This is a genomic window from Xanthomonas sp. WHRI 1810A, assembly GCF_040202885.1.
Taxonomy (GTDB): Bacteria; Pseudomonadota; Gammaproteobacteria; order Pseudomonadales; family Pseudomonadaceae; genus Aquipseudomonas.
Genome location: NZ_JBEGED010000017.1, coordinates 87926 through 106884 on the forward strand (window position 1 = coordinate 87926; position 18959 = coordinate 106884).

General features: G+C 59.6%; 17 protein-coding genes. 8 read left to right on the forward strand and 9 right to left on the reverse strand.

From position 1 onward, the window contains the following. Positions 1 to 52: 52 nt before the first annotated feature. Positions 53 to 400, reverse strand: coding sequence for a hypothetical protein (locus tag ABQX22_RS21995; protein ID WP_349801975.1), 348 nt, complete (start codon positions 398 to 400; stop codon positions 53 to 55). 154 nt (positions 401 to 554) lie between these two features. Between ABQX22_RS21995 and ABQX22_RS22000 the strand changes: the two genes are divergently transcribed. Next, positions 555 to 1025, forward strand: coding sequence for an Lrp/AsnC family transcriptional regulator (locus tag ABQX22_RS22000; protein ID WP_349801976.1), 471 nt, complete (start codon positions 555 to 557; stop codon positions 1023 to 1025). A gap of 145 nt (positions 1026 to 1170) precedes the next feature. On the opposite strand, the gene ABQX22_RS22005 is transcribed toward ABQX22_RS22000, so the two are convergent. Further along, the gene (locus ABQX22_RS22005; protein WP_349801977.1) at positions 1171 to 2538 is read right to left on the reverse strand and encodes a CYTH domain-containing protein; all 1368 of its coding nucleotides are present in this window, start codon (positions 2536 to 2538) and stop codon (positions 1171 to 1173) included. Positions 2539 to 2704: 166 nt separating this feature from the next. On the opposite strand from ABQX22_RS22005, the gene argE reads away from it, so the two are divergent. Further along, complete coding sequence (argE, locus tag ABQX22_RS22010) at positions 2705 to 3856, forward strand: acetylornithine deacetylase (protein ID WP_349801978.1); 1152 nt, start codon at positions 2705 to 2707, stop codon at positions 3854 to 3856. Between the two features lie 134 nt (positions 3857 to 3990). Next, entirely contained in the window at positions 3991 to 5289 is a 1299-nt protein-coding gene (gene argA, locus ABQX22_RS22015; RefSeq protein WP_349801979.1) for an amino-acid N-acetyltransferase, read from the forward strand. 137 nt (positions 5290 to 5426) lie between these two features. Here the strand turns inward: argA and gshA are convergent, their stop codons facing one another. The 3 genes from gshA to ABQX22_RS22030 all read right to left on the reverse strand — a co-directional run bounded on the left by gshA (position 5427) and on the right by ABQX22_RS22030 (position 9920). Then, positions 5427 to 7013 carry a glutamate--cysteine ligase gene (gshA, locus tag ABQX22_RS22020; protein WP_349801980.1) on the reverse strand — a complete coding sequence of 529 codons (1587 nt, stop codon included), beginning with the start codon at positions 7011 to 7013 and terminating at the stop codon, positions 5427 to 5429. A 199-nt stretch (positions 7014 to 7212) separates the two neighbouring features. Next, positions 7213 to 7596 carry a PaaI family thioesterase gene (locus tag ABQX22_RS22025; protein WP_349801981.1) on the reverse strand — a complete coding sequence of 128 codons (384 nt, stop codon included), beginning with the start codon at positions 7594 to 7596 and terminating at the stop codon, positions 7213 to 7215. Further along, entirely contained in the window at positions 7596 to 9920 is a 2325-nt protein-coding gene (locus ABQX22_RS22030; protein ID WP_349801982.1) for a Tex family protein, read from the reverse strand. Before ABQX22_RS22030 ends, ABQX22_RS22025 begins: the two co-directional genes overlap by 1 nt. A gap of 282 nt (positions 9921 to 10202) precedes the next feature. Here ABQX22_RS22030 and ompR point away from each other — a divergent pair, with 282 nt between their 5' ends. Next, on the forward strand, positions 10203 to 10955 hold the full coding sequence (gene ompR, locus ABQX22_RS22035; RefSeq protein WP_349801983.1) for an osmolarity response regulator transcription factor OmpR: 753 nt from the start codon (positions 10203 to 10205) through the stop codon (positions 10953 to 10955). A gap of 170 nt (positions 10956 to 11125) precedes the next feature. After that, complete coding sequence (locus ABQX22_RS22040; RefSeq protein WP_349801984.1) at positions 11126 to 12439, forward strand: ATP-binding protein; 1314 nt, start codon at positions 11126 to 11128, stop codon at positions 12437 to 12439. A 107-nt stretch (positions 12440 to 12546) separates the two neighbouring features. On the opposite strand, the gene rimK is transcribed toward ABQX22_RS22040, so the two are convergent. The 3 genes from rimK to rimA are packed head-to-tail and all read right to left on the reverse strand — an operon-like array spanning position 12547 to position 14706. Then, positions 12547 to 13452 (reverse strand): 30S ribosomal protein S6--L-glutamate ligase, encoded by a 906-nt coding sequence (gene rimK / locus ABQX22_RS22045; RefSeq protein ID WP_268798963.1) that lies wholly within the window; start codon positions 13450 to 13452, stop codon positions 12547 to 12549. After that, on the reverse strand, positions 13449 to 13931 hold the full coding sequence (rimB, locus tag ABQX22_RS22050) for a retropepsin-like aspartic endopeptidase RimB (RefSeq protein WP_349801985.1): 483 nt from the start codon (positions 13929 to 13931) through the stop codon (positions 13449 to 13451). Before rimB ends, rimK begins: the two co-directional genes overlap by 4 nt. A gap of 16 nt (positions 13932 to 13947) precedes the next feature. After that, positions 13948 to 14706 (reverse strand): S6 modification regulatory phosphodiesterase RimA, encoded by a 759-nt coding sequence (rimA, locus tag ABQX22_RS22055; protein WP_441005317.1) that lies wholly within the window; start codon positions 14704 to 14706, stop codon positions 13948 to 13950. A 142-nt stretch (positions 14707 to 14848) separates the two neighbouring features. Between rimA and ABQX22_RS22060 the strand changes: the two genes are divergently transcribed. Then, positions 14849 to 15250 carry an RNA-binding S4 domain-containing protein gene (locus tag ABQX22_RS22060; RefSeq protein WP_349801986.1) on the forward strand — a complete coding sequence of 134 codons (402 nt, stop codon included), beginning with the start codon at positions 14849 to 14851 and terminating at the stop codon, positions 15248 to 15250. Positions 15251 to 15272: 22 nt separating this feature from the next. Here ABQX22_RS22060 and ABQX22_RS22065 read toward each other — a convergent pair whose 3' ends face one another. Further along, positions 15273 to 16079: a phosphatase PAP2 family protein gene (locus ABQX22_RS22065; protein WP_349801987.1), complete on the reverse strand. Its 807-nt coding sequence runs from the start codon at positions 16077 to 16079 to the stop codon at positions 15273 to 15275. Positions 16080 to 16176: 97 nt separating this feature from the next. On the opposite strand from ABQX22_RS22065, the gene hslO reads away from it, so the two are divergent. Both hslO and ABQX22_RS22075 read left to right on the forward strand, forming a co-directional pair. Further along, complete coding sequence (hslO, locus tag ABQX22_RS22070; protein WP_349801988.1) at positions 16177 to 17079, forward strand: Hsp33 family molecular chaperone HslO; 903 nt, start codon at positions 16177 to 16179, stop codon at positions 17077 to 17079. A gap of 193 nt (positions 17080 to 17272) precedes the next feature. Further along, positions 17273 to 18814 carry a phosphoenolpyruvate carboxykinase gene (locus ABQX22_RS22075; RefSeq protein ID WP_349801989.1) on the forward strand — a complete coding sequence of 514 codons (1542 nt, stop codon included), beginning with the start codon at positions 17273 to 17275 and terminating at the stop codon, positions 18812 to 18814. The last annotated feature ends 145 nt before the right edge of the window (positions 18815 to 18959 follow it).

Sequence of the window (18959 nt, forward strand, 5' to 3'; positions counted from 1 at the left end):
TTCTGCGCGCGAATAACCGTTGCCAATTTTTTTTCCGAATCCGTCTGGCCGCTTAACCCGCAGCAGACGACAAGGACGTCGGCAGCACATGCAGATCGGTGATCGACTGCAGATCGACCGAGCACACACTGATCAGGCTGCGCATTTTTTCACCAATGACCTGAGCGCGATGCCACGTCAGCTCGCCCACTTCGGCCTCGATCATCAACTGGCCGTCCTGCTGCAAAACGCTGACCTTTTGCGGGATTAGGTACTGCATGGCGAACAGGTTGAGGACGCGGCACAGCAAATCAGGTTCGGCATCGGCCAGCACCTGATAACGCGCACGGCAGTGAGCATTGCTGGCGGCCCAGGCATCCGGGCGCAGTGGCGTGTTATGGACGGCTTCGAGAGGGGGCATGTGGGGCGTTCCTTTTCGACGCGGCTGTTGACCGGGCATTGATCGAGTGAGAAGAAGTTTTACATGCCGCTACCGAAATTTCTGGTCCATAATCGACGAGTTCGCGCTGATTTAGACTTGTTAATGCGTGAAGCGAACCTATCGAGACTCAACTATGCAAATCGAGCTGGATGCTTATGACCGCAAGATCCTTGCCCTGCTGCAAGAGGACGCTTCGCTGTCCAGTGCGCAAATCGCTGAGGCCGTCGGACTGTCCCAGTCGCCCTGCTGGCGGCGCATTCAGCGTTTGAAGGACGAAGGCGTGATCCGGCGTCAGGTGACGCTGCTGGACCGCAAGAAAATCGGCCTGAACACGCAGATCTTCGCCGAGGTGAAACTCAACGCGCACGGGCGCTCGAACTTCACCGAATTCACCGAAGCGATTCGCGGGTTCCCGGAGGTGCTGGAGTGTTATGTGCTGATGGGGTCAGTGGATTTCTTGCTGAGAATCGTCACCCCGGATATTGAGGCGTACGAGCGGTTCTTTTTCGAAAAGCTGTCGCTGGTGCCGGGGATTCAGGAGGTGAATTCGACGGTGGCGCTGTCGGAAATCAAGTCGACGACCAGCTTGCCGATTGATCGGTAGGCGTAGCGCCCCATCGCTTCACTGACATCGCGAGCAAGCTCCCTCCCACAGGATTTATGGCTGGCGGAGAATTCCATCCGCCGACGTACTGTGGGAGGGAGCTTGCTCGCGATGCGTTCTAGGTACGCGCCGTAGTCTTGCGGAATTACATCTTCAACAGCACTTTCCACGAACGGCTTTGCAGCACGACGATGGTCTGTTGCATGCGGGCATCCAGCACTTCATCGGTGATGTCCAGGTGCGCCAGTTGCACCAGCTTGTTCAGCTCACCGTACAAGCGATCCAGCTCAGGCAGATCCAGGGCTGCGCGTGCGTAATGCAGCCAGACCTGAATGCGCTCGATGCGCGGCAGTTGCTCGGCCAGGTCTTCAGGCTGTTGTTGGTAGCGCGCAAGGTTCACGGCAACGGCTTCGTCAGCGAGGAAGCGCGCGACCCAGCTTTCAACCATGGCGGCGCCCTGACGGTTGCCGCGGTTGTTGCGCTCGACGGTCCAGCTGCGGGCCATCAACCAGCGCGAGGTGTTCAGCGAGAACTGCCCCCAGCGCGGGTCTTCCAGTTCTTCGATGAACTGCTCGTGGGCGGCCGCGCGGATATCGGCGTCTTCCTGGCCTGCGAGCACCAGCGTGCGCCAGTCTTCCAGCAACGCGTCCAGCGCAGCGCGCAGGTTGTGCGTGGTCGAACGCGGCGCCGCCTGGCCCAGGCTGCCCGCCAAGGCACGCAGTTCAGCCAGCATCTCGACCCAGTCCTGCAGCAAGCTCCAGTGACCATTGAAACGGTACTGCTCGGCCAGTCGCTGGCTGCTGCCCAGCAAATACCAGGCGATGGCGCTAAAGGCTTCGTCCAGCGACAGCTCGGCAGGGATTTGCGGCGTAGGCAGTTTCACTGCATAGCTGCTGGCGTCTGACAGGCGATAGCCGCGTTCGGCTTTGCTGATGTCGCACGGCATCAGGGCGAGCTTCTCAGCCAGTTCAGCCGCCAGTTCCAGCAATGCCGCCGGGTCGCCTTCGCGCAATTCGAGTTCCAGCTCGCAGATTTCTTCTTCCTGCTTGCCCACGATGACCTTGCCCAGGTCCAGCGCGGCTTCGATGACGACTTTGGTTTTGCCACGGCCCCAGGCGATTTCGGCCTTCTCCCGTACAAAGTCGGTCGTGAACACGGGCTTGATGGTTTTCTTGTCCAGGTCCGCCAGTTGCTCCGGCCAGCATTCGCCGTCGAGTTTCTTCAGGTCCAGCTTGGCCTTGGCCAGATCCCAGTTGTATTCGTTGCGCTCCGACAGGCCGGCAATGCTCTGGCCGCGGGTCTTCAACGTCTGGATCACTGCATCGCCGTCACGACGCAGGCGCAGCGCGACCTTGGCGTGGGCGAGCTCGCGCTCTGGAGTGTCGAAATACTGGTTGAACAGCTCAAGCCGCTCCCAGCCACTTTTGTTGCGTTTTTTGAGCAACGGGTGATCGCGCAAGGCGATGAGGGTTTCGCGGCTGACGCGGAGTTTGATTTCGGTTTCTTTCTGCATGGCCGGAGAATCCAAGCGCTGATCGCTGATAAACGGGGGGACGCAGCCGGGTTAGACACAGCTGCGAGGGTCGTGCAGTGTACAGGACATCACCCGTGACAGTTTATTCGCGCACGCCAATCACCCTATGATGGTCCGCGTGTTGCCACCCGCCCAGGAGCCACTTATGCCGTTGCCGTCCATGAAAGAGCAGTTCGCGGCCCTGATCGCCGCGCCGTCAGTAAGCTGCACTCAGCCCGCGCTGGATCAATCCAATGGCCCGGTCATCCATTTGCTCGCCGAGTGGCTGGGAGACATGGGGTTCGTCTGTGACATCCAGCAAGTGCTGCCAGGCAAGTTCAACCTGCTGGCCACCTATGGCACAGGCCCCGGCGGCCTGGTGTTGGCCGGACACAGCGATACCGTTCCGTATGACGACGCGCTGTGGAAGACCGATCCACTGAAATTGACCGAAGTCGACGGCAGTTGGGTAGGCCTGGGCAGCTGCGACATGAAGGGCTTTTTCGCACTCATTATTGAAGCCGTGCGCGAGCTGCTGGACCAGCCGTTCAAGCAGCCGCTGATCATCCTTGCGACCTGCGATGAAGAAAGCTCGATGTCGGGCGCCAAGGCCTTGGCCGAAGCCGGCAAGCCGTTGGGTCGGGCGGCGGTGATTGGCGAGCCTACGGGCTTGAAGCCGATCCGCCTGCACAAAGGCGTGATGATGGAGCGCATCGAGATTCTCGGGCGCAGCGGCCATTCCTCTGACCCAAGCCTGGGGCACAGCGCCCTTGAAGCGATGTACGACGCCATCGGCGAACTCAAGGGGTTGCGTACCCAGTGGCAAACGCAGTTTCGCAACCCGCAGTTCAGCGTGCCGCAGCCGACGATGAATTTCGGCTGCATCCATGGCGGCGACAACCCCAATCGAATCTGCGGGCAGTGCTCCCTGGAGTTCGACCTGCGGCCGTTGCCAGGCATGGATCCTGAGATGCTGCGCGCGGCCATCCGCCAGAAACTGCAGCCGCTGGCCGAACTGCATCAGGTGCAGATCAATTACGCGCCACTGTTTTCGGAAGTGTCGCCGTTCGAACAGAGCGCCGATGCGGAACTGGTGCGCGTTGCCGAGCGTCTGACCGGTCATACTGCCGAAGCGGTGGCATTTGGCACCGAAGCGCCTTATCTTCAGCGCCTCGGCTGCGAGACCATTGTCTTGGGCCCAGGCGACATTGCCTGCGCCCATCAACCCGGCGAGTACCTGGAAATGTCACGCTTGGCGCCTACAGTGCGTCTGTTACGCCAGTTGATCGAATATTACTGCCTGACACCGGCCCGATGAGTTGCGGTTGGATGAGTCGGGTACTGCCCAGAAGGAGATCGCGCGTGTCGCCAAGCCTGTTCCGACGATAAAGCTCATAGCGCTGTGAGTTTTCCCCACCCCCTCGTCCCTCTTTTTTACAGGCTCTTTCGGTTATGCCCGATTACGTAAACTGGCTTCGTCACGCATCGCCCTACATCAACGCACACCGTGATCGTACGTTCGTCGTCATGCTCCCTGGCGACGGCATTGATCATCCCAACTTCGGCAACATCGTTCACGACCTGGTGCTGTTGCACAGCCTCGGCGTGCGGCTGGTGCTGGTGCACGGTTCTCGCCCGCAGATCGAAAGCCGGATGCAGGCACGCGGGCTGACGCCGCATTTCCATCGCGACATGCGCATCACCGATGCTGCGACCCTGGAGTGTGTGATTGATGCCGTCGGCGCGTTGCGTCTGGCCATCGAAGCGCGCCTGTCCATGGACATGGCCGCCTCGCCAATGCAGGGCTCACGGTTACGTGTGACCAGCGGCAACCTGGTGACGGCGCGGCCCATTGGCGTGCTCGAAGGCGTCGACTATCAGCACACCGGCGAAGTGCGCCGGATCGACCGCAAGGGCATCAATCGCCTGCTGGATGAACGCTCCATCGTGCTGCTATCGCCTGTGGGGTATTCGCCCACCGGAGAGATCTTTAACCTGGCGTGTGAAGACGTCGCCACCCGCGCGGCCGTGGATCTGGCCGCCGACAAGCTGCTGCTGTTCGGCGCCGAACCCGGTTTGCTTGATGCACAAGGCAAGTTGGTGCGCGAGTTGCGGCCGCAGCAAGTGCCAGCTCACCTGCAGCGCCTGGGCAATAACTATCAGGCCGAATTGCTGGACGCCGCTGCCGAAGCCTGTCGCGGCGGCGTGGCGCGCAGCCACATCGTCAGTTACGCCGAAGACGGCGCGCTGCTGTCGGAACTGTTCACCCGGGCCGGTGGCGGCACGCTGGTGGCGCAGGAGCAATTCGAGTTCGTGCGCGAGGCGGGGATCGGTGATGTGGGCGGTTTGATGCAACTGATCACGCCGCTGGAGGAGCAGGGCATTCTGGTGCGTCGTTCCCGCGAAGTGCTGGAGCGCGAAGTCGAGCAGTTCAGCGTTGTGGAACGTGAGGGTTTGATCATTGCCTGCGCGGCGCTGTATCCGATTGCCGATTCTGAGGCGGGGGAGCTGGCGTGTCTGGCGGTCAACCCGGATTACCGCCACGGCGGGCGCGGGGATGAGTTGCTGGAGCGCATCGAAGAGCGCGCGCGGGAATTGGGGCTGAAGACCCTGTTCGTCCTCACCACGCGTACCGCCCACTGGTTCCGCGAACGCGGTTTCGAGCCTAGCAGCGTCGACCGTCTGCCCAGTGCCCGGGCTTCGCTCTACAACTACCAGCGTAATTCGAAGATTTTTGAGAAGGCGTTGTAAACAAGGCACCGCCCTATTGTAGGAGCGCGCTTGCCCGCGAATGCATCAGGTCAGTCGATTGATATGTCGCTGACACACCGCCATCGCGGGCAAGCGCGCTCCTACAGTTCTGATCGCGTTGTGTCAGCGCCCTTTGATCAATTACTGATCGCCAGAATGCTCGCCTGATACGCGCCAACGAAGGTGTCGAAATCGACCACTTCTTCGGTTTGCTCCAGTTCTGCCTGCTGCGCGATGGAGTTGCGGGCCAGGGTCTCGAAGTTCGACTGCTCCTCAACGCTCAACGGCTGGCTGCGGAAGTGCTCGGCATGCGCCTGGCTCTGACGGAACGAGAACGCGGTGAAGCCTTCCTTATGCTCAGCCATGCTCGCCAGCACCTGAGCCGACGGCGTCAGTGAAGCATCGGCCACCTTCGCGCGCTGCACGGCCAGCGACTTGGCGTGCTCATCCAGGTTCTGACTCTCGTCCAGCAACTTGATGATCGGCTCGATCTTGTCCAGCAACTCATCGGCCCAGACTTTCAGGTCAATGGTGGTGTCGTTGCGGCTCAGTTCCAAACCAGGACGACGGCCTTCCTTGACCACGGTCAGGAAGTTCGACGCAGCGTTATTGCATTCGTTTTCTGCCAGCTGCGGGCTTTCTTGCAAGGCACAAAACAGAATGAAGGCGTCAATGAAGCGCGACTGCTGCAGATCGATGCCCGTTGGCAGGAACGGGTTGATGTCCAGGCAACGGACCTCTACGTACTGCACGCCACGCGCCACCAGCGCCTGAATCGGACGCTCGCCGGAATATGTCACGCGTTTCGGGCGAATGGTGGAGTAGTACTCGTTTTCGATCTGCAGCACGTTGGTGTTGAGCTGAATCCACTCGCCATCCTTGTGCGTGCCGATCTCGACATACGGCGGATACGGCGTGGCAACGGCTTTGCGCAGGCTGTCGGTGTAGCTGATCAGATCGTGGTAGCACGGCGTCAAATCGGCTTGAGCGTTACTTTGATAACCCAGGTCGCTCATGCGCAGGCTGGTGGCGTACGGCAGGTACAGCGTGTCCGCGTCCAGTTGCTCGAGCTGATGCGACCGGCCTCGCAGGAAGCTGGCGTCCAGCGCCGGGGAGGCACCGAACAGGTACATCAACAGCCAGCTGTAACGGCGGAAGTTGCGGATCAACCCGATGTAGCTGTGGGATTGATAATCGCGGTCATCGCCTTTGAACTCCTCGGTTTGCTTGAGCAACGGCCAAATGGCCTCAGGCAAGGAGAAGTTGTAATGAATGCCCGCAATGCATTGCATCGTTTTGCCATACCGTAGGGCCAGACCCTTGCGGTAGACGTACTTGAGCTGGCCGATATTCGAGGTGCCGAAGTAGGCAATCGGAATATCTTCCTCTGCAGGCAGCGGGCAGGGCATCGACGGGCTCCAGAGGAACTCGCTGCCCAACTTGCTGTAAGCGAAGCGGTGTATCTGGTCCAGGCTCGCCAGGGTATCGACCGGGTTCTTCAGCGCAGGCGTGATGAACTCCAGCAACGACTCGGAATAGTCTGTGGTGATCTGTTCGTTGGTCAGCGCCGCGCCGAGCGCCTCGGGATGCGGCGTCTGGGCCAGACGGGCATCGGCCGTTACACGCAGGCATTCACGCTCGATGCCGTGCAAGCACTGCTCCAGCAAGGAGAGGTTAGTGCGCTCGCTAAGCAGAGCCAGGCGGCGGTTGAGAATTTCGCTCAAGTTGAATTCCTTCACGCATCAGTCGGCCCTATATGGGGATCGTTATGACGGTCTACAAGGGAGAGGAAAAAACTGGCGTTGACGCCTCGTTTGGGTCTGAACGCCCGGTTTCCAGTTACCGATCATGATCGAACATCGATTCAGGGTATTTCGCCACTGTTACACAGTGCCGAAATTACCCCATAACCATGTCCGACAGCTAGACGACAGCGAACGTGCCCTGCGCTTTTGCGACAAGTTTGTCGTCCTGGCGCACCTCGGCTTCGACCACCAACGTGCGCCTCCCGGTGTGCAGGACCGTGCTGATGCAGGTCACTTCACCGTCGGATACGCCGCGCACGTAGTTGATCTTGCATTCGATCGTCACGCTGCGCTGGTCAAAACCGTGGGAGCTGGAACACGCCAGCCCCATGGCGATGTCGACCAGGCTGAAAATCGCCCCGCCGTGCATCACGTTGCCGCGGTTGCGCAGGTGCGGCTCAAGCGCCAGCGCGACCTCTGCCACACCCTCGCCCAAGCGCACGACGCGGCAGCCGAGGGTTTTGAAGTACGCGCTTTGCGTCAGTTCGTCAGGGATATCCATCAGCGCTTCTTCAGTTGTTTGGCGTTGGCGAACAGCGAGGCCATGGGGTTGTTGGCCGGGGCTGCGGTGGCGGTTTCCTTGCGCGGTGAACCTTGTTGCTGCTGACGAGGCGCCGAGCCCGGACGTGCGCCGCGCGCGCCGTCGACTTTCTCGCCCGGCGTATCGCTCATGCGCATCGACAGGCCGACGCGTTTGCGCGGGATATCGACTTCCATGACTTTCACTTTCACCACGTCGCCAGCCTTGACCGCTTCGCGCGGGTCCTTGATGAACTTCTCGGACAGCGCGGAGATGTGCACCAGACCATCCTGATGCACGCCGATGTCGACGAAAGCACCGAAGTTGGTGACGTTGGTGACGACGCCTTCGAGGATCATGCCCAGTTCCAGATCCTTGAGATCCTCGACGCCGTCCTGGAATTCAGCGGTCTTGAACTCGGGGCGCGGGTCGCGGCCGGGTTTTTCAAGTTCCTGCAAAATGTCCGTCACCGTCGGCAGGCCGAAGGTTTCGTCGGTGAATTTCTTCGGGTCCAGGCGCTTGAGAAAGCTGGCGTCCCCGACCAGCGAGCGAATGTCGCGGTCGGTCTCGGCGGCGATACGCTGCACCAGCGGATAGGCTTCCGGGTGAACGGCTGAGGAATCCAGCGGGTTGTCGCCGTTCATGACGCGCAGGAAGCCTGCGGCTTGCTCAAACGTTTTCTCGCCCAGGCGCGCGACTTTCTTCAACGACGCGCGGGTCTTGAAGGCGCCGTTTTCGTCACGGTGCGCCACGATATTCTGCGCCAGCGTGGTATTGAGGCCGGAAATGCGAGCCAGCAAAGCCACCGATGCGGTGTTCACGTCCACGCCCACGGCGTTCACGCAATCCTCGACCACAGCGTCCAGGCCACGTGCCAGCTTGAGCTGGGACACGTCGTGCTGGTATTGGCCGACACCGATGGATTTCGGATCGATCTTCACCAACTCGGCCAGCGGATCCTGCAATCGGCGGGCGATGGAAACCGCGCCACGGATCGACACGTCCAGCTCCGGGAATTCCTTGGCAGCCAGTTCCGACGCCGAGTAAACCGATGCGCCGGCTTCGGACACCATGACTTTGGTCATTTTCAGACCTGGGTATTTTTTGATCAGGTCGGCGGCCAGCTTGTCGGTTTCGCGGCTGGCGGTGCCATTGCCGATGGCGATCAGGTCAACGGCATGCTTGGCGCAGAGGGCGGCCAGCACGGCGATGGTCTGGTCCCACTGGTTTTTCGGAACATGCGGGTAAACCGTGGCGTAGTCCAGCAGCTTGCCGGTGGAGTCGACCACGGCCACCTTGCAGCCGGTGCGCAAACCGGGGTCCAGCCCTAGCGTAGCCCGGGGACCGGCCGGTGCGGCCAGCAGCAAGTCATGCAGGTTGTGGGCAAATACGTTGATCGCCTCGGCTTCCGCGCCTTCGCGCAGTTCACCGAACAGATCGGTTTCCAGGTGCGAATAGAGTTTTACTTTCCAGGTCCAGCGCACCACTTCAGCCAGCCATTTGTCTGCCGCGCGGTTCTGGTTCTGCAGGCCGAAACGCTCGCTGATCATCATCTCGCACGGGTGCAAGGTGCCCGGCAGATCTTCGCCGACCTTGAGTGCGGCGCTGAGAATGCCCTCGTTGCGGCCACGGAAAATCGCCAGCGCACGGTGCGACGGCATGCTTTTCAGGGGTTCGTCGTGTTCGAAGTAGTCACGGAACTTAGCGCCTTCTTCTTCCTTGCCAGCCACCACGCGAGCGCTGATCACGGCTTCCTGCTTGAGGAAGCTGCGCAGTTTTTCCAGCAGTGTGGCGTCTTCGGCGAAGCGCTCCATGAGGATGTACTTGGCGCCTTCCAGCGCGGCCTTGACGTCGGACACGCCTTTTTCGGCGTTGACGAAGCGCGCGGCTTCGGTGTCTGGCGTCAGAGTGGGGTCGTTGAACAGACCGTCAGCCAGCTCGCCCAGACCTGCTTCCAGCGCGATCTGGCCTTTGGTGCGGCGTTTCTGTTTGTACGGGAGGTACAAGTCTTCCAGGCGGGTTTTGGTGTCGGCCAGCTTGATGTCGCGCGCCAGTTCCGGCGTCAGCTTGCCTTGCTCTTCGATGCTGGCAAGGATGCTGATGCGACGCTCATCCAGTTCACGCAGATAGCGCAGGCGCTCTTCCAGATGACGCAGCTGCGTGTCATCGAGGCTGCCAGTCACTTCTTTACGGTAGCGAGAAATGAAGGGTACGGTCGAGCCTTCATCCAGTAGCGCGACGGCCGCTTCGACCTGTTGCGGGCGGACGCCGAGTTCCTCGGCGATGCGGCTGTTGATGCTGTCCATAAAACCACCTGGCAAATGTAAATGCTAAAAATCCAGCTACTGGCGAACGGCCTTGATTACGCGTTGCCTCACCTTGAAGGCGGCGCATTATACCCACCCCACCCTGAATAGGGGACCCGCCGACGACCCGTCGAAAAAGCGCACCGGTGGAGCCTCGATCATCCTTCGCAAACCGCCATGCAAGACCGTCAGTGGCAGGTCAGGAAAAATCTGCTAACAATGCACACGGTGCGCATCACAGCAGCTACGCCATAATGCGCGCCGAGATCAAAGGAGCATTCTATGAGCAGCACCGCACAACCGGTTGAAGGCGAGAAAATCCTCATTGTTGATGATGACCCGGGCCTTAGCAGCCTGTTAGAGCGCTTTTTCACCAGCAAGGGCTATCGCGCCCGTGCGGTGGCCAACGTAGAGCAAATGGATCGCTTGTTGGCTCGCGAGGTTTTCCACCTTGTGGTGCTGGATCTGATGCTGCCGGGGGAAGACGGCCTTTCTGCCTGCCGTCGTCTGCGTGCAGCGAACAACCAGGTGCCGATCATCATGCTCACCGCCAAAGGCGATGAATTGAGCCGGATCAAGGGCCTTGAGCTTGGCGCTGACGATTACCTGGCCAAACCCTTCAACCCTGATGAACTCATGGCCCGCGTCAAAGCGGTCCTGCGTCGTCAGTCGGTTCCTGTCCCGGGCGCACCGGGCACGGAAGACGAGTCCGTTACGTTTGGCGAATACGAGCTTTCACTGGCCACGCGCGAGTTGAAGCGCGGCAACGAAGTCCACATGCTCACCACCGGCGAGTTTGCGGTACTCAAGGCGCTGGTCATGCATGCGCGGGAGCCGTTGACCCGTGACAAGCTGATGAACCTGGCCCGTGGCCGCGAGTGGGACGCGCTGGAACGCTCCATCGACGTGCAGATTTCCCGTCTGCGTCGCCTGATCGAGCCGGACGCCGCCAAGCCGCGGTACATCCAGACCGTCTGGGGCGTGGGTTACGTGTTCGTGCCGGACGGCAACAGCGATGCCAATGCTGGCAAATAACTACTGAACGGTCGCCTGTCGGGGTGATAAACACGCCCGACACATCCTCCAGTCGCACTGATTTCCTCTTGAACAGGGGGCTTTGGTGTGGCTGGTTTTGGCGTCCCGCTCGCCCCCTGTCCGCAAACATCCGAGCCTGACTCGCTCCTGCAAAGTGTGTAGCTGCTGTTATGAAGACACCCCTGTGGTTCCCGCAAAGCTTCTTCTCCCGCACCCTCTGGCTGGTGCTCATCGTCGTGCTGTTTTCCAAGGCGTTGACGCTGGTTTATCTGTTGATGAACGAAGATGTTCTGGTCGACAGGCAATACAGCCATGGCGTGGCGTTGACGCTGCGGGCGTACTGGGCGGCCGATGAAAGCGACCGCGAGAGCATCGCCGATGCCGCAGGTTTGATCCGGGTCGTGGGCGGCGGCGTCCCGGAAGGGGAACAGCATTGGCCCTATTCCGAAATCTATCAGCGTCAGATGCAGGCCGAACTGGGCGCGGACACCGAGGTGCGGCTGCGGGTGCATGCGCCGCCAGCGCTGTGGGTGCGCGCCCCGAGCCTGGGGGATGGCTGGCTCAAGGTGCCGCTCTACCCGCACCCGCTGAGGGGGCAGAAGATCTGGAGCGTGCTGGGCTGGTTCCTTGCCATCGGGTTGTTATCCACCGCGTCGGCATGGATTTTCGTCAGTCAACTCAACCAGCCGCTCAAGCGCCTGGTGTTTGCCGCACGGCAACTGGGTCAGGGGCGCAGCGTGCGCTTGCCGGTCAGTGATACGCCCAGCGAGATGACCGAGGTCTACCGCGCCTTCAACCAGATGGCCGAAGACGTCGAGCAGGCAGGACAGGAGCGGGAGTTGATGCTGGCGGGGGTGTCCCACGATTTGCGCACGCCGTTGACTCGGTTGCGGCTTTCCCTGGAGCTGATGCCGGGTGACAACGATCTGACCCTGGGCATGGTGCGCGACATCGAGGACATGGACGCCATTCTCGATCAGTTCCTGGCGTTCATTCGCGACGGGCGTGACGAGGAAATCGAAGAGGTCGATCTCGGCCAACTGGTGCGCGAGGTGGTGGCGCCCTACAACAGCCCTGAGGAACAGATTCGGTTGTGCCTGGAGCCCATTCCAGCGTTCCCGCTGCGACGTATTTCCTTGAAACGGTTGCTGGCCAATCTGATCGGCAACGCGATGCATCACGCCGGTAATGGGGTCGAAGTGGCGGCCTATGTGTCCGGCGACAGCGGCGCGCCCTACGTGGTGCTCAGCGTGCTGGACCGTGGCGCCGGTATTGATGAGTCCGAGCTTGAGGGCATTTTCAATCCGTTCATTCGTGGCGACCGCGCCCGTAGCGGGAAAGGCACGGGATTAGGGCTGGCGATCGTCAAACGGATTGCTGCGATGCACGGTGGTAACGTCGAATTGCGCAACCGGTCAGGGGGTGGGCTTGAAGCGCGGGTGAGATTACCGTTGGGGCTGATGCTGCCTCGGGATGCGGATTAGTTTGATCTTGTAGGAGCGCGCTTGCCCGGGATTGCGTGAGACAGTCGCCCAATTGGTCGCTGACATAGCCCTTTCGCGGGCAAGCGAGCTCCTACAATATGTGTTGCTTAGCCTTTCCCTTTGGTCCTGGTCATGTGCGGACCACCATTCTTTTCGATGTACTGAATGATCATCCCGGCCACGTCCTTGCCAGTGGTCGTCTCGATCCCTTCAAGGCCTGGGGATGAATTGACCTCCATCACCAGCGGTCCATGGTTGGAACGCAGGATATCCACACCCGCCACGCTCAAACCCATGACCTTGGCTGCGCGAATGGCGGTCATGCGCTCTTCGGGCGTGATCTTGATCAGGCTGGCAGTGCCGCCACGGTGCAGGTTCGAACGAAACTCGCCGGGCTTGGCCTGGCGCATCATCGACGCAATCACCTTGTCGCCCACCACGAAGCAACGGATATCCGCGCCGCCGGCTTCCTTGATGTACTCCTGCACCATGATGTCTTGCTTCAGACCCATGAATGCCTCGATCACCGACTCTGCGGCCGTCGCGGTTTCGCACAGCACCACGCCGATCCCTTGCGTACCTTCCAGCACCTTGATCACCAGCGGCGCGCCATTGACCATCTGGATCAGGTCAGGGATGTCGTCCGGTGAGTGAGCAAAGCCTGTGACCGGAAGGCCGATCCCGCGACGAGATAACAGTTGCAACGAGCGCAGTTTGTCCCGCGAGCGGGCAATGGCCACGGATTCGTTGAGCGGAAACACGCCCATCATTTCAAATTGACGCAGTACGGCGCAGCCGTAGAACGTGACGGAAGCACCAATGCGCGGGATAACCGCGTCAAAGCCTTCCAGTGGCTTTCCTCGATAATGAATCTGCGGCTTATGACTGGCGATATTCATATAGGCACGCAGGGTATCGATCACCACCACCTCGTGGCCGCGCGCAATGCCAGCCTCGACCAGACGACGGGTTGAATACAGACGCGGGTTTCGCGAAAGCACAGCGATCTTCATGCAGCACCTGTGGCAGAGGAATTAGAGGCCGGGAATGCCGGCTTGTCCTGAACGTATGTAATGCCCGGATTGACCACCAGTTGGCCGTCAATCAGGGCGTTGGAACCCAGTAGCAGCCGATAACGCATGGCTTTGCGACAGGCCAGCGTGAATTCCACCGGCCAGACCCGATCGCCCAGCGCAAGCGTGGTCCGAATCACGTAGCGCACCTGCGCATGGCCGTTGGAGCTTTTTATGGTCTTCATGGCCACCAGTTGCGCTTCACATCGGCGATGGCGCAGCTGTACGATCGTGCCGAGGTGAGCGTTGAAGCGCACCCATTTCTCTCCGTCGCGCTCGAAAGGTTCGATTTCGGTGGCGTGCAGGCTTGAAGTGCTCGCGCCGGTATCGATTTTCGCTCGCAGGCCAGCGACCCCCAAGTCAGGAAGCGCCACCCATTCGCGAAGGCCAATGACTGTCAGATGATCAAAAGTTTTCAATACAATTCCGTACGTTTTAAGCGGTCTGCCAGGCACCTGAATCAATCTGGGCCAAGGCTTTGAATGCGGGCTTGGCGAACCAGTAGCCCTGCATCAGATAAATCCCGCAGTCGGCGAGAAAGTCCCGCTCCTCGGCATGCTCGATGCCTTCGGCGATGACTGTAACGCCTAACTCGGTACACATTGTGACAACCCCGCGCACAATAGCCTGACGCGCGCGATCCCGGTGAATATCGCGTATCAGCGCCATGTCCAGTTTGATCAGGTCGGGTTGAAAATCCGCCAGCAGAGTGAGGCCCGAATACCCGGCGCCAAAATCGTCGATGGCGGTCTTGAAACCGAACTCACGGTACTCACGCAGGATATGAGCGAGGTGATTACTGTTTTCCAGGTGCTCACTTTCCACGGTTTCGAATATCAGCCGGTCGAGCGGAAAGTTGTGCTCGCGTGCCGCCTGTAACGTACTGCGGATGCACAACTCGGGACGGTATACCGCGTTCGGCAGAAAGTTGATCGACAGATGCTCCGTCATGCCAAGTTGCGCGGCGGTAGCGATCGCCCGGGTACGACACAGCTGATCGAATCGATAGCGGTTCTGGTCGTTCACCCGGTTCAGTACCGACAAAGCCCCCTCGCCGCCGACGCCGCGCACCAGGGCTTCATGGGCAAAAACAGACCGATCACGCAGGTCCACGATCGGTTGATAAGCGAAGGCAATATCAAAACCCAGTGCTTCGCTGGTCTTGCACGCCTGGCAGCCGCTGGGCGACGTCAAAGAGGTCGGGAAATCAGTCACGTCGCGCTCCATAAGTAAGGCGCCATTGGTCTTGGCGTGCATTCTAATCAAGGGTGGGGATTGGTGGATATCCGGTATTACGTAGTACAGTTTCTGACTATTACCTGATCGAGGAATTCAGATGGCACAAAAGTCAGATGACGACGATAAAGTCCGTTTGGACAAATGGCTCTGGGCGGCACGTTTTTTCAAAACACGGGCGTTGGCCAAAGCTGCCATCGAAAGCGGCAAGGTGCATTGTCGCGGCGAGCGATGCAAGCCTGGCAAGGAACCGCGCGTCGGTGATGAGTTTCAGATTCGTGCCGGCTTCGACGAGCGCAGCGTTGTGGTGCAGGCGTTGTCCATCGTGCGGCGTGGTGCCCCGGAAGCGCAACTGCTCTATACCGAGACACCGGAAAGCATCGCCAAACGCGAAAATGCCGCCGCCCAACGCAAGGCCGGCAGCCTCGGTGTGACCACTGACGGCAAGCCGACCAAGAAACAGCGCAGGCAGTTATTTCATTTTCATACGGCCGATGATTGAGTCCCTGCCAACATCCGTCGCGCTACCGCGAGCCGCCCCGCACAACGCTTAAGCTGTTCAGCAACGGCATCCGGCCCATCAGCTTGAAAACGGGAGCGGTTGCCCTCAGTAAAAGGTCAGTGGATTTGGCGGCGAACGGTGTGTAGCAGCTCCAGCCCAGCGCAAGAAGCGCCATCATCACGCCGCCAATGTAGTCATCCTGGCCCCAGTGGGCCCCGGCCACCAGGCGCGGCATCATGAACAGCAGCGCCAGTCCCCAAATGATCACCCGTTGACCGACCGTGCGGCTGAACACGGTCATGAACATTGCCCAGATCAACAGCACGGACGCATGGTCGCCGGGAAAGCTCTGGCTGGAGCGGTCCTTGAGCTCCCACTTTTTCTCGAGCACGGGAAAGATGTCACTGAGCTTGATTGCGTCAGGAATCACCATCGACGCGCTGTCGTGTTGCAGCGAGGAGTGGTCGATGATCTTGGAGAATACGGCGCGAATGATCAGCAGGACGATCAGGGTCACGATGAACCCGATCGCGGCCGAGCGAGTCTGCGCGGCCTTGAATACCCAGTCGCCTTTGATCAGCAGCACCAGCAGGATGATCCCGACCACGATGTCGAATGGACGCATACTGGCGACGGTCCAGATGTAAAGCCACACTGTGCTGCTCGCCAGCGGGCGATTGAGCAGATGAAAAAACCACTCATCGAACTGAGTGAATGCGGCATGTGCCGTTGGCCAGATCCACACAAGCAGCAGCGCCAGCGCTACCAGATTGCAGAGTACAAGACGCCTGACGTTCCACTTCGGTTGGAACAGCGCGGGATAGTCCATAAAATGCCTCCATCGGCATGACAGTGCACCGCGTGGTGCTAAACCGCGCTTTATAAGCGTCCGTCATCATTTTGTCATTACTTCAGATACCTTCCCTATGCATGATATTGCTGACACCGATTACACCCAGCGCTTCATTTTTGATGAGAGCGACGTCCGCGGCGAAACCGTTGCGCTGGAGCGCAGCTACGCCGAAGTGCTTGCCAAGCACGCCTATCCAGAGCCTGTTGCGCAACTGCTGGGCGAAATGCTCGCCGCTGCAGCCTTGCTTGTCGGGACCCTGAAGTTCGATGGGCTGCTGGTATTGCAGGCACGCTCACTCGGGCCGGTATCGTTGCTGATGGTCGAATGCTCCAGCGAGCGTGAGATACGCGGCATCGCCCGATACGATGAAGCCCTGATCGAGCCAGGCGCCACACTGCAGACGCTGATGCCGGAGGGTGACCTGACCATGACCATGGATCCACGTCAGGGCAAACGCTACCAAGGCATCGTCGGTCTGGAAGGCGCGGACCTGTCCGAGTGCCTGTCCACCTACTTTGTGATGTCCGAGCAACTGCCGACTCGCTTCTGGCTCAATGCAGATGGCAAGCGCGCACGGGGTTTGTTGCTCCAACAACTGCCCGCCGCCCGCCTGACTGACCCACAAGAGCGCGAAGCCAGCTGGCAACACGTGACCACCCTTGCCAGCACGCTGACCGCCGAAGAGTTGTTGAGCCTGGACAACGAGACCGTGCTGCACCGTTTGTTCCACGAAGACCCGCTGCGCATGTTCGATATTCAGCCCCTGACCTTCCGATGCAGTTGCTCGCGCGAACGTTCTGCCAATGCACTGGTCAGTCTTGGTCTGGAAGATGCACAGCAATTGGTGATCGAGCACAACGGCATGGTCGAGATCGATTGTCAGTTCTGCAATCAGCGCTATTTGTTCGATTCGGCAGATGTAGTGCAGCTCTTCGCAGGTGGCGGCGTCGATTCACCCTCAGGCACGCGTCATTGATGTAGTGCCGCGCGCTGGATGGGTGCTTTCACGCCAATCAGGCCGGGCAAATTCCATATGTAGTTACTGACCGGAGGGCCCTACCTTTTCTGGGGTTTTCTGGCATAATCCGGCCCACTTTTCGCTGTAGTAGTGGTTGTTTTTTTACTACAAAACGTTTGGAGGACTCGGCTTTGAGCCGACGGGGACATTCATGACGCAAGCCAATAGCACCGTGTATACCGATCTCAGCATTGATGATCTGGTGAAAGAAGCCCTGAATCGCGGTGAAGGCGAGCTGGCCGATACTGGCGCACTCGTCGTCAAGACGGGTCACCGCACCGGCCGTTCACCGCTCGACCGTTTCATCGTTGAAGAGCCGAGCACTCAGGACGCTATCGCCTGGGGCCCGATCAACCGCAAGTTTCCGGCCGACAAGTTCGACGCTTTGTGGGACCGCGTCGAGGCCTACCTGGGTGAGCGCGATCATTTCGTTTCTCACGTGCATGTAGGTTCTGATCCGGCTTACTACCTGCCGGTCAAGATGAGCACCGAAACGGCCTGGCACAACATGTTTGGTCGTTGCCTGTTCATCAATCCTGAACAGTACAACGAAGGCGCCAAGCAAGAGTGGCAGGTCATGAACGCAGCAGGGTTCGTTTGCGAGCCTGAGCGTGACGGTACCAACTCCGACGGCGCGGTGATCATCAACTTCGCCGCCAAGAAAGTGCTGATCGCAGGCATGCGCTACGCCGGCGAAATGAAGAAAGCCATGTTCTCGGTGCAGAACTTCCTGCTCCCGGCCCACGACGTATTGCCGATGCACTGCGCGGCCAACATGGGCGAAAACGGCGACGTGACCTTGTTCTTCGGTCTGTCGGGCACCGGTAAAACCACGTTGTCTGCAGACGAAAGCCGTTACCTGATCGGTGACGACGAACACGGCTGGGGCGAAGGCGTGGTCTTCAACATCGAAGGCGGCTGCTATGCCAAGTGCATCGATCTCTCCGAGAAGAACGAACCCGTTATCTGGAAAGCCATCCAGCACGGCGCCGTGCTGGAAAACGTCGTACTTGATGCTGACAAAAAAGCCGATTACGCCGACGACAGCCTGACCCAGAACAGCCGCGCCGCTTACCCGCGTGAGCTGATCGAAAAACGCGCACCGAAAAACCTCGGTGGCGAACCCAACGCTGTGATCTTCCTGACCTGCGACCTGACCGGCGTACTGCCACCTGTGTCGATTCTCAGCGAAGAACAGGCGGCCTATCACTTCCTGTCGGGTTACACCGCACTGGTTGGTTCCACCGAAATGGGCTCGGGCCCAGGTATCAAGTCCACGTTCTCTACCTGCTTCGGCGCGCCATTCTTCCCGCGTCCGGCGGGTGAGTACGCTGAGCTGTTGATCAAGCGCATCCGTGGGTTCAACTCCAAGGTGTATCTGGTCAATACCGGTTGGACCGGCGGCGGTTACGGTGTCGGCAAGCGCTTCAACATTCCGACCACCCGTGGCGTGATCGCAGCAATCCAGAGCGGCGCCCTGATCGGCACCGAAACCGAGCACCTGGACACAGTCAACCTTGACGTGCCGAAATCGGTTCCGGGCGTAGACACCGGTTTGCTCAACCCACGTAACACCTGGGAAGACAAAGCCGCCTACGATACTGCTGCCAAAGCGCTGGCCGCCTTGTTCACCGAGAACTTCAAGAAGTTCGACGTGAGCGACGCCATCAAGGCAGCGGGTCCGAAGTCGTAATATTCGGATGAGCTAAAAGAAAACCGCCCCTCGGGGCGGTTTTTTGTTGTCCGGGATTTATGTTTAGGAAGTCTCTTATTCTGTTGTATGAAACTTCTGTAACTAACGTATCACTCTTGCTGCTACTGATATTGAGACTTAGCCT